Annotated in this window: 10 protein-coding genes; 2 read left to right on the plus strand and 8 right to left on the minus strand. The window is 44.7% G+C overall.

Annotated features, from left to right (window positions below; genetic code table 11):
* The 5 genes from F6J94_RS18555 to F6J94_RS18575 form a co-directional block, all read right to left on the minus strand.
* Window positions 1-1,184: mechanosensitive ion channel domain-containing protein (locus F6J94_RS18555; RefSeq protein WP_293043177.1), on the minus strand; the 1,184-nt coding region annotated here is incomplete at its 3' end.
* Window positions 1,185-1,421: 237 nt separating this feature from the next.
* On the minus strand, window positions 1,422-3,491 hold the full coding sequence (locus F6J94_RS18560) for an adenylate/guanylate cyclase domain-containing protein (RefSeq protein WP_293043180.1): 2,070 nt from the start codon (window positions 3,489-3,491) through the stop codon (window positions 1,422-1,424).
* Window positions 3,492-4,149: 658 nt separating this feature from the next.
* Entirely contained in the window at window positions 4,150-5,241 is a 1,092-nt protein-coding gene (locus tag F6J94_RS18565) for a M23 family metallopeptidase (RefSeq protein WP_293043183.1), read from the minus strand.
* A 178-nt stretch (window positions 5,242-5,419) separates the two neighbouring features.
* A complete protein-coding gene (locus tag F6J94_RS18570; protein ID WP_293043187.1) occupies window positions 5,420-6,733 on the minus strand; it encodes a homoserine dehydrogenase in 1,314 nt (437 codons plus the stop codon).
* A gap of 16 nt (window positions 6,734-6,749) precedes the next feature.
* Window positions 6,750-6,923: a hypothetical protein gene (locus F6J94_RS18575; protein WP_293043190.1), complete on the minus strand. Its 174-nt coding sequence runs from the start codon at window positions 6,921-6,923 to the stop codon at window positions 6,750-6,752.
* Between the two features lie 547 nt (window positions 6,924-7,470).
* Here F6J94_RS18575 and F6J94_RS18580 point away from each other — a divergent pair.
* Window positions 7,471-8,625 (plus strand): alanine--glyoxylate aminotransferase family protein, encoded by a 1,155-nt coding sequence (locus F6J94_RS18580; RefSeq protein WP_293043193.1) that lies wholly within the window; start codon window positions 7,471-7,473, stop codon window positions 8,623-8,625.
* 418 nt (window positions 8,626-9,043) lie between these two features.
* Window positions 9,044-10,306 carry a methionine adenosyltransferase gene (gene metK / locus F6J94_RS18585; protein WP_293043196.1) on the plus strand — a complete coding sequence of 421 codons (1,263 nt, stop codon included), beginning with the start codon at window positions 9,044-9,046 and terminating at the stop codon, window positions 10,304-10,306.
* 169 nt (window positions 10,307-10,475) lie between these two features.
* Here the strand turns inward: metK and F6J94_RS18590 are convergent, their stop codons facing one another.
* From F6J94_RS18590 to F6J94_RS18600, 3 genes are all read right to left on the minus strand, one after another.
* Complete coding sequence (locus F6J94_RS18590; protein ID WP_293043198.1) at window positions 10,476-12,191, minus strand: DUF3352 domain-containing protein; 1,716 nt, start codon at window positions 12,189-12,191, stop codon at window positions 10,476-10,478.
* A 175-nt stretch (window positions 12,192-12,366) separates the two neighbouring features.
* Window positions 12,367-13,500, minus strand: a complete 1,134-nt coding sequence (gene cofH, locus F6J94_RS18595) for a 7,8-didemethyl-8-hydroxy-5-deazariboflavin synthase subunit CofH (RefSeq protein ID WP_293043200.1) — start codon at window positions 13,498-13,500, stop codon at window positions 12,367-12,369.
* A gap of 200 nt (window positions 13,501-13,700) precedes the next feature.
* Window positions 13,701-14,357 (minus strand): IS200/IS605 family accessory protein TnpB-related protein (locus tag F6J94_RS18600; protein ID WP_293043203.1); only part of this gene is annotated, 657 nt, incomplete at its 5' end.

Here is a 14,357-nt window from a genome sequence, read left to right on the forward strand (position 1 = left end):
TCAATAATAATGTACAAAGCATGACCAGGATCCCCTTGACGAATCACTGTTTCTCCCACACCGAAATGTTGTAGGACTGCTCCTTTCGAGAAATTCTCCAAGTTCTTTTGCTGTTTAGCTACAGGAACAAAGACAGGTATTGACTTCAGGCTCTCGGTAAACTTCGTCAAAGTGCTATCTGCCTGATTAGGTTCACTATCGAGTTTACGGAGTCTATAGATCGGAATGGTAGGTCCAAGATTGTTGCGTTGGGCTGCATACCAGATACGGGTCATCAACTGTTCACGGATTTTGGGGGCATCCTGATAGTCTTCGATACAAAACCTAACCTCATAGTTACCGCGATAGTCGTTATATTCCATGGTGCGGATCTCTGGGGAAGGATCACTCAATATCCCTTCTGTGGCCAGTGCTGTTTCTTTTAGTACTTGCTTAATTAGGTTGGGTGGATCATCACTGTCGAAGTCAATCCTAAAGGTTTCTACATGAATCCGTTTCGGTTTGCTGTAATTGAGGACTATTTCTCCCCCAAGTACCCGATGGGGAATAATAATCATGTCCCCTGTGCGGGTTAACAGGTGAACAGCTCGCCAATTCATATCAATGACCTGACCAACTTTGTCTCCCATCTGCAACCAATCACCGACTTCAAAGGGACGAGCGAACAGTAGGGTAATGCCAGAAAAGATGCTGCCCAGAGAGTCCTGAAGTGCCAAGCCGATAACAATAGAACCCACACCCAAGGCAGTAGCTAGACCAGCGAGGTCGGCTCCCCACACTCTCGATAGCACAATGGCACCACCAAGGGCTACCAAAAAAAATCTTGACAAATCTAGGAGTAGTTTTGGGATCCGTCCTCGCCATGTATTTTCCCCAGCGGCTTCAAACAAAACCGAATTGATTAGAGACAGAGAGGCGTCTATAACAAAGAACCACACCAGGGTCTCGACAAGCTTGACAAGATTGTTATCCAGGTCTAACTCAAGCACATTCTGGATAAATAGCAGGAATACTAAGACCGGTAGGACACGGTTACGAACTAGAAAGAGTGTAGCTGCTAGAGGCTGACCGCGTCTTTGTAAACGATGAGTAATTTCTGTGAGAATAATTACCAGGAACGGAAACCCTATCCCTAAGGCTATTGCCCAGATAAACCAATCGTTTTCCCATATTACTTTGCTCATCAAAACAATCTCCTTGTCCCGTTCTTTTACGATCCCTTGAACAAGAGGGTTAACCCTCTGAAAAAGTTTTCATCCCCCACGGGATAATGCTCGCGTGGGGGTTCTTAATTTCGTGTATTATGGTAATCTGGAAATAATGTAATCAAGTATAGTTTTATCAATTACCAATTCCCCAGTACCAATTCCCGATTACCCTTGGATTTTTCACAATTGGGCAAAACTGGGCAAAGCCGATGTCTACACTGTTGAAGCTACTAATTCCTGTGCAGTTCTTAACAACCAAGCTTTCGGCTGATTTTTACCATTAGTTGTGATGTCCTCAGCCTGCTCAAAGTCGTAAATATCATGGAGACTGTTGTAGACATTTTGAGACACTAATATAGCTCCCCGTGGGCAGTAAAACATTAGCTTATTGGCAACATTTACTGTATCGCCCCAAACGTCGTATACCACTTTTTCTCGACCTACAATGCCAGCAACAATATCTCCGGAATGGATACCGATTTCAAGGTCTATATCAAATCCTCGCTCATGACTGAATCGGTGGGTCAATGCTAGTATTTCTAAGCCAAAATCTACTGCCCGTTTTTGATGGTCTAGATGTAAGATTGATAATCCACAGACTGCCATGTAATTGTCCCCAATGGTTTTAATCTTCTCTATTCCGTATTTGGCGGTGGCTTGATCGAACAGACTTACTATATCATTAAGAATGGCAATGATTTCATGGGTATCCATAGACCTAGAGAGCTTGCAGAATCCAGCAATGTCGCAGAACAAAACCGTAACATTGGAAACACTATCAGCAATGTTTGTCTCTCCCCGTTTGAGACGTTTGGCTACGGAGTCTGGAAATACACTTGTCAGTAACTTTTCATTTTCGCGATTTTTCTCCTCGACCAGTTTAGTTTGAGTGCGTAAGCTGCCAACCATTTGATTAAATGACTCAGCTAACTCCCCAAATTCGTCTTCCGAGTCTAGATTCACAACCGCATCAACTTGTCCATCCCTGACTTTTCGGGCGCTAGCAATTAAAGTTCTTACTGGTTGGACAAACACATGGGCGAGCCCCATAGCAACTAGGGTGATCAGCAGTATGAGCAAAGCAGCTGAAACCAAAACTCTCTTTTGAAAAGCGTAAACTGGGGCATAGGCTTCGGTAAGAGCCATCTGGGAGACGATCACCCACTCCAATCCGTCGATGTTTAAGGGAGCGTAGGAACTCAAAACTTCAATACCCCGATAATCATCCATAATCTGGGTGCCTTCTTGCCCAGCTAAGGCTGCTTTTACAGCTTCTGTCTTGACTGGCTGTTGAAGAATTGATGTACCGAACTGCTCGATTCGCTTCAGGATCTGTTCCTTTACACCATGTTCTCGCAAGTCTTTACTATATTTTGTCGGGTCTTGAATTAGGAAACGGGAAACTGATCGCATCAGATAATCTTCTCCGACTAGATAGATCTCTCCTGTATCCCCCAGACCATTACTCTTCCATTTACGGTAACCTGTCATGACATTGTTAATCTGATTAACCGGAAGCTGGAATGCCAAAACACCTATAAATTGGGAGCCGTCATAGATGGGAGCAGCAATAAATGCTACTGGGGCTCCAAAAGAAGGACGGTAGGAATCAAAATCAAAGATCTGCACATAATCCTTTCCCTTGGCTTTTCGGAGGTCGCCTAAGGCGAAAGCCAAGTTACTATCACTGTATGGTCCAGTAGTGAGACTGGTGCCAAAGTCAGTTTCTTTAAAAACTGAGTAGACAATCTCACCGGTTTTAGGATCAATCAGCAACATATCCCGGTAACCAAACTTTTCAACAATATTGCGAAAAATCGGGTGGTAGCGGGTGTGAATACTACTGTACTCACTCTTGTCTTCTGGCTCATCTAGGAGATGTTTCTCCCCAGCTGGGTTGGGGTTAGTAGCGATGTAATAGTACTGGAGGTAACGAGCCGCAGAGGTTTCTGGTAAGTAAGATTCTAATACAGGTTTGCCGTCACTAGTTTCCGCTAGTTTGGTCAAAAATTCCTTACGGTAGTATTTCTTGAGGGTGTCCTCTAAATTAGTTGGTGTATCATTTGGTGTCCTAGATTGCTGCAGTTGGTTGTAGGCTGTCTTAAATTCCTGCATCGCCTCGACCACCATTAAGTTTTCACTTAGGGTCTGGGTTTGATAACGAATATCTTCAAAGTATGATTCTATTTGATCTGCTTTGGAAGCTCGTAGACTGGTTAACTGGTTTGATACTGTTTTGCTCAGATGAGACTGACCACTCCGATAACCGATATAAGCAGTCACGAACAGCGAGCAAGTGCTCAGAGCCAGCAACATAAATATAAGTTTTGACCTGATACTGAAATTGTTGAGAAATCCCATGAACAGCCTTCCTAAACCCGAATTGTGAATGGTGATACGTGTTACCTTGTGTTATCGTCAATTGCCTCACTCCACACCTGAGAGGCTATGGAATTTGATCTACTTTCTTCCTGCTCAGGAGTAGGTAAAGACTTCGATAACAAAACCCTTAGAATGTACGCAGTTGGAATCTTGGGTTGATATTAAGCTATGAATCGATATTATCTATGGGGGGTTAAACCCCGTAAACTGGCGAGAATTGACCATAACTTGAATAGGACTTACGCAAAACTGGCCTCTAAACGCGCTTATGGTGTAGCGTTATTAACGCACCCTACAGGGATATAATGCTTTAGTTTATTTATACGTAATAACTTCAGTTGAAAAAAGTTCGCGGCAAGCACCAGCGAACTCTCGGTCAACTAAGTATTTTTACTCGGATTATATTAGAGAATTTGCGATCGCCTTTGGCGCGGCTTCGCCGATCGCACTCGATAGTTCTTTTGTGCTACAAAATGAAGTGCGGAAAGTGGGTTTATATCAGGATGAGCAATAGCTGACTATTGGACATGGACGATCAACTTGGTCAGCTCAATGCTTACTATGGAGTAATTTTCAAATGCAATTTTGGATCTTGTGCTGCCCAACCCCCAGGGGAATTCAAACGAACCTCAAAATGTAGATGGGGTTGGTTAATGTCAGGATTTCCTGTAGTACCCACTGTCCCTAATAACTGTCCAACATTAATCTGCTGACCTGGACTGACAGTAGTACGGTTTAAGTGAGCATAGCGGGTTTGGCGTCCTCCCTCATGATTAATCACCACCAAATTGCCATAAGTATCTTGTGATCCAGCATAGGCAACGATACCGCTATCACTGGCAAAAACCTGAGTACCTTCCTGTGCCAGTAAATCTACACCAGCGTGAAACTTCTTTTCATCCTCACCAGCATCTTGCCGCCAGCCGTAATCCAGTCCTATCCGTGCCACAGTTGGTAAGGGATAATTAGTCAATCCAGTGTAGTTATCTACAGTCTGAGTTTCCCCTGTTGTTGTGGGAATACTTCTGTTAAGGGAATTCAACCCTGGGATAAAGGCTTGCTTAGAGGGTTTTTGACAACCATTTAACTCAAATAAAACGGCAGCACGGACACCGTAGGCGTCTGCTAAGTCTTGCCAAGTGGCATTCAATGGCACATTCACCAAGATGCCATTGAATGGCGGAATCAGAATCTCTTGACCCACTGGCATTGACTGCCGGTTTAAGGCTGGATTGAATCGAAGTAGTGTAGCCTCCTCAAGGTTGTATTGGTTGGCAATACTCTCGACGGTTTCACCTGCAACCACTTGGTGGCGAGTTAAGCGGGAGAGCACTGGCGGTGGACAGATATCCTGTATTGTTGTGTTTTGAGTTACTGTGTTTTGTGACTGTTGTACTGTTTGTACTGTCAGGGTTGTTCGCGTAGCGTGGCCTTTTGGCCAAGGTTGCAGGTTGCCTGGTTGAAGTGTGGAATTTGTGAAATTTAACTGGCTTTGCGTTCGCTGAAAGCGGGACGAAGTCCATCGCCAACCATCATCTACAGATAAAGAACCAGGATAGGAATCAGTTGTTCCCAAGTTTGAAGTAGCAACAGTTGGGGTCACTAGCCAAAAAATTGTGGAAACAATTGGGAGCCAGCGCACTAGATTCATTGTTAATGATTGAGTCATAGATCAAGACTAGGGCAGAGGTAAACGGTTTCAACTTTTAGACTTCAACCAAACAACCTAGCTTTCGGGAATGGCTATGGTTTGAACTTTCCCGGAAGGACTTTCCTCAACCCTCTAAAAGATTAAACCTTCAACTATTAAACCTTCAACTATTAAACCTTCACAGCACTCTTAAAATGCTAGGAATACTATCCACTGCCTCTAGAGTCTGAATTTCATCTAGAGCCTGTCGGAAGTTCCCTTCACGCACATCATGAGTGACGACCACAATCTCTGCTAAGTTTCCTTGGAAACCAATTTGCACCACAGATTCTAAACTGACATGATGTTTGCCAAAAGTGGTGCCTAAATGCCCAATTACACCAGGATGGTCTTGACTGAGGAACCGCGCATAAAAGCGGGTGACCAGGTCTGAAATAGGAGCAACAGTACAATAGTGCTGATGAGCACAACTAAGTAGAGGATGTAGTTGCTTGGCTTCGAGATCGGTTTTGAGGACAGCAGCAATGTTTAAGATATCCGACACTACCGCACTGGCTGTCGGACCAGAACCTGCACCAGGACCAGAGAAAATCACTTGTCCAATCGGTTCCCCTTCTACCACAATCCCGTTGTAAACATCATTGATACTGGCAAGGGGGTGAGTTTTGGCCACAAGGGTAGGATGTACCCTCAGCTGAATAGTTTCAGACTTTGGGTTATCCCCAGTTGCCATTGGGTCTCGCTTGGCTACAGCTAAGAGTTTAATTACAAACCCCAGCTTCTCAGCATAACCAATATCTGCTGCACTGACCTGACGAATCCCTTCACAGTGGACATCAGATAACTTAATCCGTCCTGCAAAAGCAATAGAAGCTAAAATGGCAATCTTGTCAGCGGCATCTAATCCATCCACATCAGCAGTAGGGTCAGCCTCAGCATATCCCAACCGTTGGGCATCAGCCAGAATATCGCCAAATTCTCCCCCTTCCCGTTGCATCCGGGTCAGGATGTAATTGGTAGTACCATTAACAATGCCAGTAATACTGTGAATACGGTTCACTCCCAATGCCTGTTTGAGGGGTTGAATTACTGGGATACCCCCCCCAACGGCTGCTTCTAACATGACGTAGACTCCAGCCTCTTCCGCCGCCGCAAAAATTTCATCCCCATAGCGGGAAATAACGGCTTTATTGGCAGTGACAATATGTTTACCTTCGGCAATCGCCTTGAGCATAAGCGATCGCGCTGGTTCTAATCCTCCCAGTAGCTCTACTACAATATCTATCTCTGGGTTGGTGACAATTTCTTCTAGGTCGGTTGTCATCAACTCCAGTGGTAGTTGCACTTCTCTGGGCTTATCAAGCGATCGCACTCCCACCTTGGCAATTTCTATCCCTTGCAGTAGTGGGTTACGTCCAGCTGTGTCGAGTAAAATCTTTGCTGTTCCTGTACCAACCGTCCCTAATCCTAATAAAGCAATCTTAAAAACCACAGTATTTATCCTGAATCTATTGCTTGCCAAACATGCGTTCGCTGAAAGCGGGACGCAGTCCATCGCTTAAAGCGTGCAGATCGCGAATCTTTTTATTTTCTAGCCTACTTTGCGGTTGAACGCGCACGCGTGGCCTTTTGGCCAAGGTTAATCCGTTGAAGGTTAAAGGTTGTTTCCTGCAACCTGCCAACCGGGTAACCTGACAACCGGCTAACCCAGGTATAATGGTTTCAGGGTATTTATTTATTTATTTTTATTCAAACTGGTGTTATTTATTTTTTTAGTGGATAAAGGTTTCATAATTTAGATGCATTTGCCCTACCTTTATAGGTCAACAAACTAGATTCAAATTCCTTTTGTTTGAGGATCACATCTTTGGTAAACTGTTGTGTATTAAAAATACATAACAGCTTAACTGCTTACCTCACCATTGCCATTGGCATCTTTGCCGATATCCCAGCAGATTAGGTTTTGTTGGGTGCATATCAATGGATGAAATTAAGCAAAAATTCGCGCGATAATTCCCACAATCCCCACACTTCCCACACTTCCCACACTTTCCTTTTTTTTGAAAATATGAGATACACCCGGTTTTGTTGACCTCTTTAATCTCCTCTGTGCTTGAGGCTCAAGCTGATTTCTTGTCCCGTCTTACTTCCTAGAAGACGGGGATAGCCGCGTTCGGGTTATTATTTATTTTGGTTAACTCTTACTTTACTAAACACTTAATATAATAAATGACCTCAACTCCATCAATCAAAGATAATAATCGCGTCTCCCTGACCGATATAGACATGCCTCCGACGCTGTTACTCGGACCAGGGCCATCTAATGCCCATCCCTCCATATTAACAGCCTTGGGACTGCCCCCAGTTGGTCACCTGGATCCCCGTTTCATCGCACTGATGAACGAAGTGCAAACCTTACTCCGCTACGCTTGGCAAACTGATAACCCGATGACTCTTCCCATGAGTGGGACAGGTAGTGCGGCCATGGAAGCTACTCTAGCCAATGCAGTAGAACCAGGTGATGTGGTTTTAGTTGGGGTTAAGGGTTACTTTGGACACCGACTCGTGGATATGGCTGGTCGTTATGGTGCTGATGTCCGTAAACTAATCAAGCCTTGGGGGCAAGTCTTTACCCTTGATGAACTCCGAGAAGGCTTGGAAACCCATCGTCCTGCTGTCTTGGCTTTGGTTCATGCTGAAACTTCAACCGGTGCCCGTCAGCCTCTGGAGGGTGTGGCTGAGTTGTGCCGAAATTTCAATTGCTTGCTGCTGGTTGACACAGTCACCAGTTTAGGTGGGGTGCCACTGTTTATTGATGAATGGGGCATTGATCTTGCCTATAGTTGCTCCCAAAAAGGGCTTAGCTGTCCACCAGGCATTTCCCCTTTCACCATGGGAGCTCGTGCCCTCGAAAAACTCCACCAGCGTCGTACCCAAGTTGCTAATTGGTATTTGGATATATCGATGTTGAGCAAATATTGGGGTGACGAGCGCACCTACCACCACACAGCTCCAATTAATATGAATTACGCCTTGCGCGAAGCTTTGCGATTGGTTGCTCAAGAGGGACTAACCGCTTGTTGGGAAAGGCATCAAGCTAATGCTGAATTGCTTTGGGAAGGTTTGGCTGATTTGGGTCTAGAATGTCACGTCGAGCAAGAATTTCGTTTGCCTACCTTGACCACGGTTCGGATACCAGAGGGGGTGGATGGGAAGGCAGTTACCCGCAAACTGCTGGATGATTACAACATGGAAATTGGTGGCGGCTTGGGTGAATTAGCAGGTAAAGTCTGGCGCATTGGTTTAATGGGTTATAACTCTCGCCGAGAGAATGTGGAGCAAGTGTTGAATGCTTTAAAGGAGGTTTTAGGGGATTCTAAATAAAACTTAATGGCAAGGGATTGGTAAGGGATGTAATGGTGGTGATGATCCTATTTGTTCAGAAATCTGCTCTTTAGCTTATAACTGACTGCTGATAGCTGAATCATTACCCTTGCCAAGCCTAACAATGCCACAAAGGGTGAAATGTTAAAAATTTCATAAGAACCAGAGCGAGAGGATAAAACGTTGCTCGGATTATGGAGTTTAACGATTCATGAATTAAAAAATAGGTCAATAGTCAACAAAACTATACTTTTTGACTATTTACTCGTCAAATCATGCTGAAAAAGGATTCAGGATTTAATTCAGGATTTAAAATGCTATAATTTAAGATTAAATTTTTGATAGTGGCGAGTTCAAGCAACCCAAAATGATCTATGCTATACAGGTTATTCAGTAATAGTTAAAGGAGAATTGCTAATTGTCTCGTCGCTATTTATTTACGTCTGAATCGGTTACCGAAGGTCATCCTGACAAAGTCTGTGATCAGATTTCTGACACTATCCTAGATGCTATGCTCGCTCAAGATCACCAAAGCCGTGTTGCGGCTGAAGTGGTCGTTAACACCGGTTTGGTCTTGATTACTGGTGAAATTACCTCCCAAGCCCAGGTCAATTTGATTGATTTGGCGCGGAAGAAAATTGCTGAAATCGGTTACACTGATGCCGACAATGGTTTTTCTGCCAACAGTTGCTCTGTTTTAGTTGCTCTTGATGAGCAATCTCCTGATATTTCCCAAGGGGTGACTACTGCCCAGGAAAGCCGGCAGGAAATGAGTGACGATGAACTAGATGCCATTGGTGCAGGGGACCAAGGTCTGATGTTTGGCTTTGCCTGCAACGAAACTCCAGAACTGATGCCCATGCCCATCAGCCTGGCTCATCGGGTTTCTCGCCGTCTGGCAGCTGTACGTAAAACCGGTGATTTATCTTACCTGCGTCCTGATGGCAAAACCCAGGTCAGTGTGGTTTATGAAGATGGCAAACCGGTTGGGATTGACACGATTCTGGTTTCTACCCAACATGATGCCACTATTGGTGATATTACCGATGAGGTAGCTGTCCAGGCAAAAATTAAAGATGACTTGTGGTCAGCAGTGGTGGAACCCTGTTTCCAAGATATCGAGATTAAGCCGGATCATAAAACACGCTTCCTGGTGAACCCAACAGGGAAATTTGTGGTTGGTGGTCCCCAAGGTGACGCCGGTTTAACTGGTCGCAAAATTATTGTAGACACCTATGGTGGTTACTCACGGCATGGTGGTGGTGCCTTCTCTGGCAAAGACCCCACTAAGGTAGACCGTTCCGCTGCCTATGCTTGTCGCTATGTAGCTAAGAACATTGTGGCAGCAGGTTTAGCAGAAAAATGCGAAGTCCAGCTGAGTTACGCGATTGGGGTGGCTAGACCCGTCAGTATCCTTGTAGAAACCTTTGGCACTGGTAAAGTGGACGAGGAGATTTTGCTGGAATTGGTCAACAAGCATTTTGAACTGCGTCCTGCTGGAATTATCCAAACTTTCAATCTGCGCCGATTACCCGCAGAACGGGGTGGTCGTTTCTATCAAGACACAGCAGCTTATGGTCATTTCGGGCGTAGCGATTTGATTTTGCCTTGGGAAGAAACTGATAAAGCAGAAATCCTTAAGGAAGCTGCTAGTAAATTTGGTGCTGTATCGATGGCATAAACTACGACTTGGTTAATTTACTTTTGAGGGTTAAGTCAAGGTGTTAAGTGTTAGGCATTAGGCTTTAGGGATGAGTTAAAGCCTAATGCCTAGTGCTATTAAGCTATCAGCTATCAGCTATCAGCTATCAGCTGACCGCTGACTGCTTACCTAATACCTAATAACGTCTCTAGGGTTTTTGCTGATTATCTCCCTTCTTAGTTTCAGCAGCTTTACTGGGTTGAGGCTCTTTTTTCAACTGAACAAAAAGTTGAAAGCGGGTACGATTGGGGTCGATTTTGGCAACCGTTAAGCCGATCGTGTTAATTGCCTTTGCTAAGGTTTCTTGCTGGCTTGATAGTTGGGCGAGATTGAGATTACTGCTGTTGAGGGTACGCTCAACATCAAGGAAAAATTGACCAGTGTTGGGATTAGGTTTGGTTGGTACGGTGTTTTGAAACAGAGGTGCTTGAAGTAGTGTCTTTTGGGGTTGAGGGACCAGTTCACTAGCAATGGGGGCTCCTAGGGTGAAGAAGACTACATTCCCTTCTAACCAGCCGTGGGTAGCATTCACCCCTCCTAGAGTAGCTGTCCAGGTCACCATTGGTTGACCGTTCACCTGAGTTTCTACTACGGGTAACTGATAATTATTGGTGATTAAGTCATCCAATTGCTGTAGGGTTGCTTGAGCACGAGAGCGATCGCTTACTTTTACCATCAATGCTATCCCAGCTCCTAAGGGAGCAGAGTAAGGGTTATCCTGAAGCGCCAGTTGTTCGGGAGACATTGGTATTAAGGCTAGGGCAAACTCCCCTTCCATCCAAGACAGTAAATCCTTTTCCCAATCCAACCCTAAGGTGGTTTTCAATCCAGCTTGGAAATTGTCTGGGGAAATGGGGATTAGAGAATTTAATGCTCCTTGTTCGGTATAGTATTGCCAAAATTGTCTGATGTTACCCCCAGATATAATGGCTAGGGTACTCGCTGGCATCCGTCTAGGCAAAAAAGAACCGCTATTTTGGTTACTGACCTTAACAGCGCTTCTGGGTTTGAGCCAGGAAATCCCTTCAAAACTTATCCCCTTTGGTGCTAGGGTTACTGTTGTGACTATGTCTTGCTTTAAGGGTTTAGCTGCTGTTGTTTCAGGCTGCTCCTGGGCATCAGAGGCTACTGCGGCTAAAAAAGCTGGTAGATTAATATACAACTGAGCAAAGGACTGATCAGTTTTAATCTGAGCGATCGCATCTTGGTAACCAGCTTTACTAGCTACCGAGATAGCTCCTTTGTAGGTGTCAATCACCTGATCAATAATTTTGGGGTTTTCACTCACCACTAGAAAACGCCCCAGCACTGCTACTGAGTACTTTTGGGAGTTACTCTTGTTCGTTTCGTAAACCTGAATACCTCTGTAGGTTCTCTCAACCCACTGTTTCCCTGATTGAGACTTGGCTTTTTTGAACAGCTCCATTGCTTGGGTTACTTTGTCAATGGGTAGTACAATCAAACTGGGAAAAACTGATTGATCGTTTGATAAGACTGCTGGTGATAACTCTCTAGGGCTAAAGTATGCTAAGGTAACGTCTTGACCCAACCAAGGTTTGATATCTTCCTGATAGTTGTAGCCGTTAGCAGTTAGTAAATTTTCCTGCAACTGAGCAAGCTGTTTTTCCAAAACTTGTCGAGATTCAGTTGTGCCATAGTTTAGCAACTGCTGCCATTGTTTGGAATCTGTAGAAATTGATGCAGTAAAGAAGGCATTTTGCGGAACTAACTGGGTACTTACCTGAATATTTGGTTGGAAAATCTGCCGCCGCACTAGCAACCAGTAAGCGGTTACTCCACCGCCTACTACCAAGACGGCTGCTGCAAAAATTAGCAGTAGAGAAGATTTCTTTTTTTTTGTCATGGATTTGATTGCTAGGGACATCAATATAAGGGCTTATATCTCTGTGTGACCGTTGAATCTGATTAAAATTGGTTGTTCGTAAATTAATAATTAATAATTAATAATTATCAATTACCAATTATTAATTAACAGGTATGGTATCAACCAGATTAGAAGTGATTAACTGGACTTGATCTTAGCTGTAGATCGTATCTCGTTGCTGATAGGGACGCCCAAGGGATTGAATGGCTGCTTGTAATGTTTCTACTTCCATACAGGTACCCCCCATAGCTCCGGCCATGGTGGTGATATGCTCCTCCATTAATGTGCCACCAATATCATTACAACCCCATTTAAGGGCATCTGTCGCCCCAGCAAGACCGAGTTTTACCCAACTGGGTTGGTGATTTTGAATCCAGTTTCCTAGGAAAATCCGAGCTACAGCTGTGAGTAACAGAGCATCTTTCAAGACTGGTTGATCCCGTCCAACACGATGACGTAATGGTTTGGGAGCTTCCTGTCCGACAAAGGGCAGTAAGATAAATTCAGTGATTAAGCCAGGGTATCCCTGGTTACGGGCTGTTTGTTGAAGCGATCGCAATTTTTCCAAGTGTGCCATTTGTTGTTGGGGTGTCTCAATATGACCCGAGAGCATGGTACTGGTTGTGGGCATTCCCAGTTGATGAGCTGTTGACACAATCTCTAGCCAAGTGGCAGTATTCGTCTTTTCTGGACAGAGAATACGTCGGACATCATCATCTAAAATCTCGGCTGCTGTTCCTGGCATTGAACCAACACCAGCCTCTTGTAGTTGAGCAATTACCTGAGCATAGCTAAGTCCATCTTGCTCAGCAATAAATTGCACTTCCTGGGGAGAGAAAGCATGGAGATGCAGCTGAGGAAAGTCTTGCTTAATGGTTTTTACCAACCCTAGGTAATAGGGCAAGGTTGACCCATTCATCTTTGCCTTGGGGTTGAGTCCGCCCTGCATGCAAATTTCTGTAGCATTCCGCCGCACCGCATCCGCTGCCTTTTCATGAATTTGCTGCCAATCGAGCCAATAAGCACCCTCGTCAGAGGCATCCCGCCGAAAAGCACAGAAACTACAGTGCTGGGTACAGATATTTGTAAAGTTGATATTACGGTTGATAACATAGGTAACGGTATCCCCGACTTGTCTATAGCGCAACCGATCCGCAGTTTCTTGAATTGACGCTACGGCCTGAGGTTCAGTTTGCTTCAAAAGCACAACCCCTTCATCGGGTGATATATCAATACCCCCTAAGGCACGGTTGAGAATAGTATCAACACTAGTGGTAATCACAGGCATATTCAGTAAACCTACACTCAGTAAATCTACAATGATCGCAGTGATCGCAGTTGAACATCTCCATGGTGTAGCCGGAAGGTGAAAATAACTTAGGGGCTAAAACCCCCTGATTCGATATATTTTGTCTGTCATCTATATGAAGCTCCACCACCTGGCAAGCCGTTCGCGTAGCGTCGGGCTTCGCCCGAGGTGGTGGTGTCCTATGCTAACTTAGGATTACCGCTAACCCACAAGTCACACAGGCAGACCCAGCTTCTAGGTGGTCGTCCAGATCTTTTGCTGGAACGACCCTCGTTGTCATTTCTGCAAACGAGCTTAAACACACCTCTAGCACCGATATTGTAAGCGCCATTTAAATCTGCATTAAAGCGTTTACCTGAGGTGAAGGTTGCTAAAGAGTATTTTTTTGAATTCCTCTTGACCACGCCGGAACCATCATAGGCCAACTTTGAAGTATAAGCTGCCACAACTTCTACAACTCTTCCGCCTAATTCCGCCCATTTCATTTCGGTGAAATCTCGGATTTTAGATTTGAGCCATCCATGGAATTTTTGCCGCAGGTTCGATCGCTTTTTGCCACCCTTTGGCCTCCAGCCTTTAAGATTCTCAAACACTATAGCTGAAGAATTGAACTTTTTGGCAATCTCGACAATCCGCTTTGAAACAATATGGCCGATCTGATGATTGATTCTTCGGCATTTATCGTAGGTTTTAGAGCAGAAACCTTTATGGAGTTTCCCGCCTTTACCCATGGTCAATGATGCCCGTGTAGATACGGACTTTAGTCTTTTATCTCGGCGGTCTATGTCTCTTCCAGGATGAACGAATTCAGCATGGATTACAGTTCCGCTGTGAGA

It is taken from the genome of Moorena sp. SIO1F2 (genome assembly GCF_010672755.1).
Lineage (GTDB): Bacteria > Cyanobacteriota > Cyanobacteriia > Cyanobacteriales > Coleofasciculaceae > Moorena.

Excerpts from the sequence above, each read along its gene's own strand:
- F6J94_RS18580 (WP_293043193.1), top strand. The coding sequence starts at position 7,471 with ATGACCTCAACTCCATCAATCAAAGATAATAATCGCGTCTCCCTGACC.
- F6J94_RS18590 (WP_293043198.1), bottom strand. The coding sequence starts at position 12,191 with ATGACAAAAAAAAAGAAATCTTCTCTACTGCTAATTTTTGCAGCAGCC.
- cofH (WP_293043200.1), bottom strand. The coding sequence starts at position 13,500 with ATGCCTGTGATTACCACTAGTGTTGATACTATTCTCAACCGTGCCTTA.
- F6J94_RS18565 (WP_293043183.1), bottom strand. The coding sequence starts at position 5,241 with ATGAATCTAGTGCGCTGGCTCCCAATTGTTTCCACAATTTTTTGGCTA.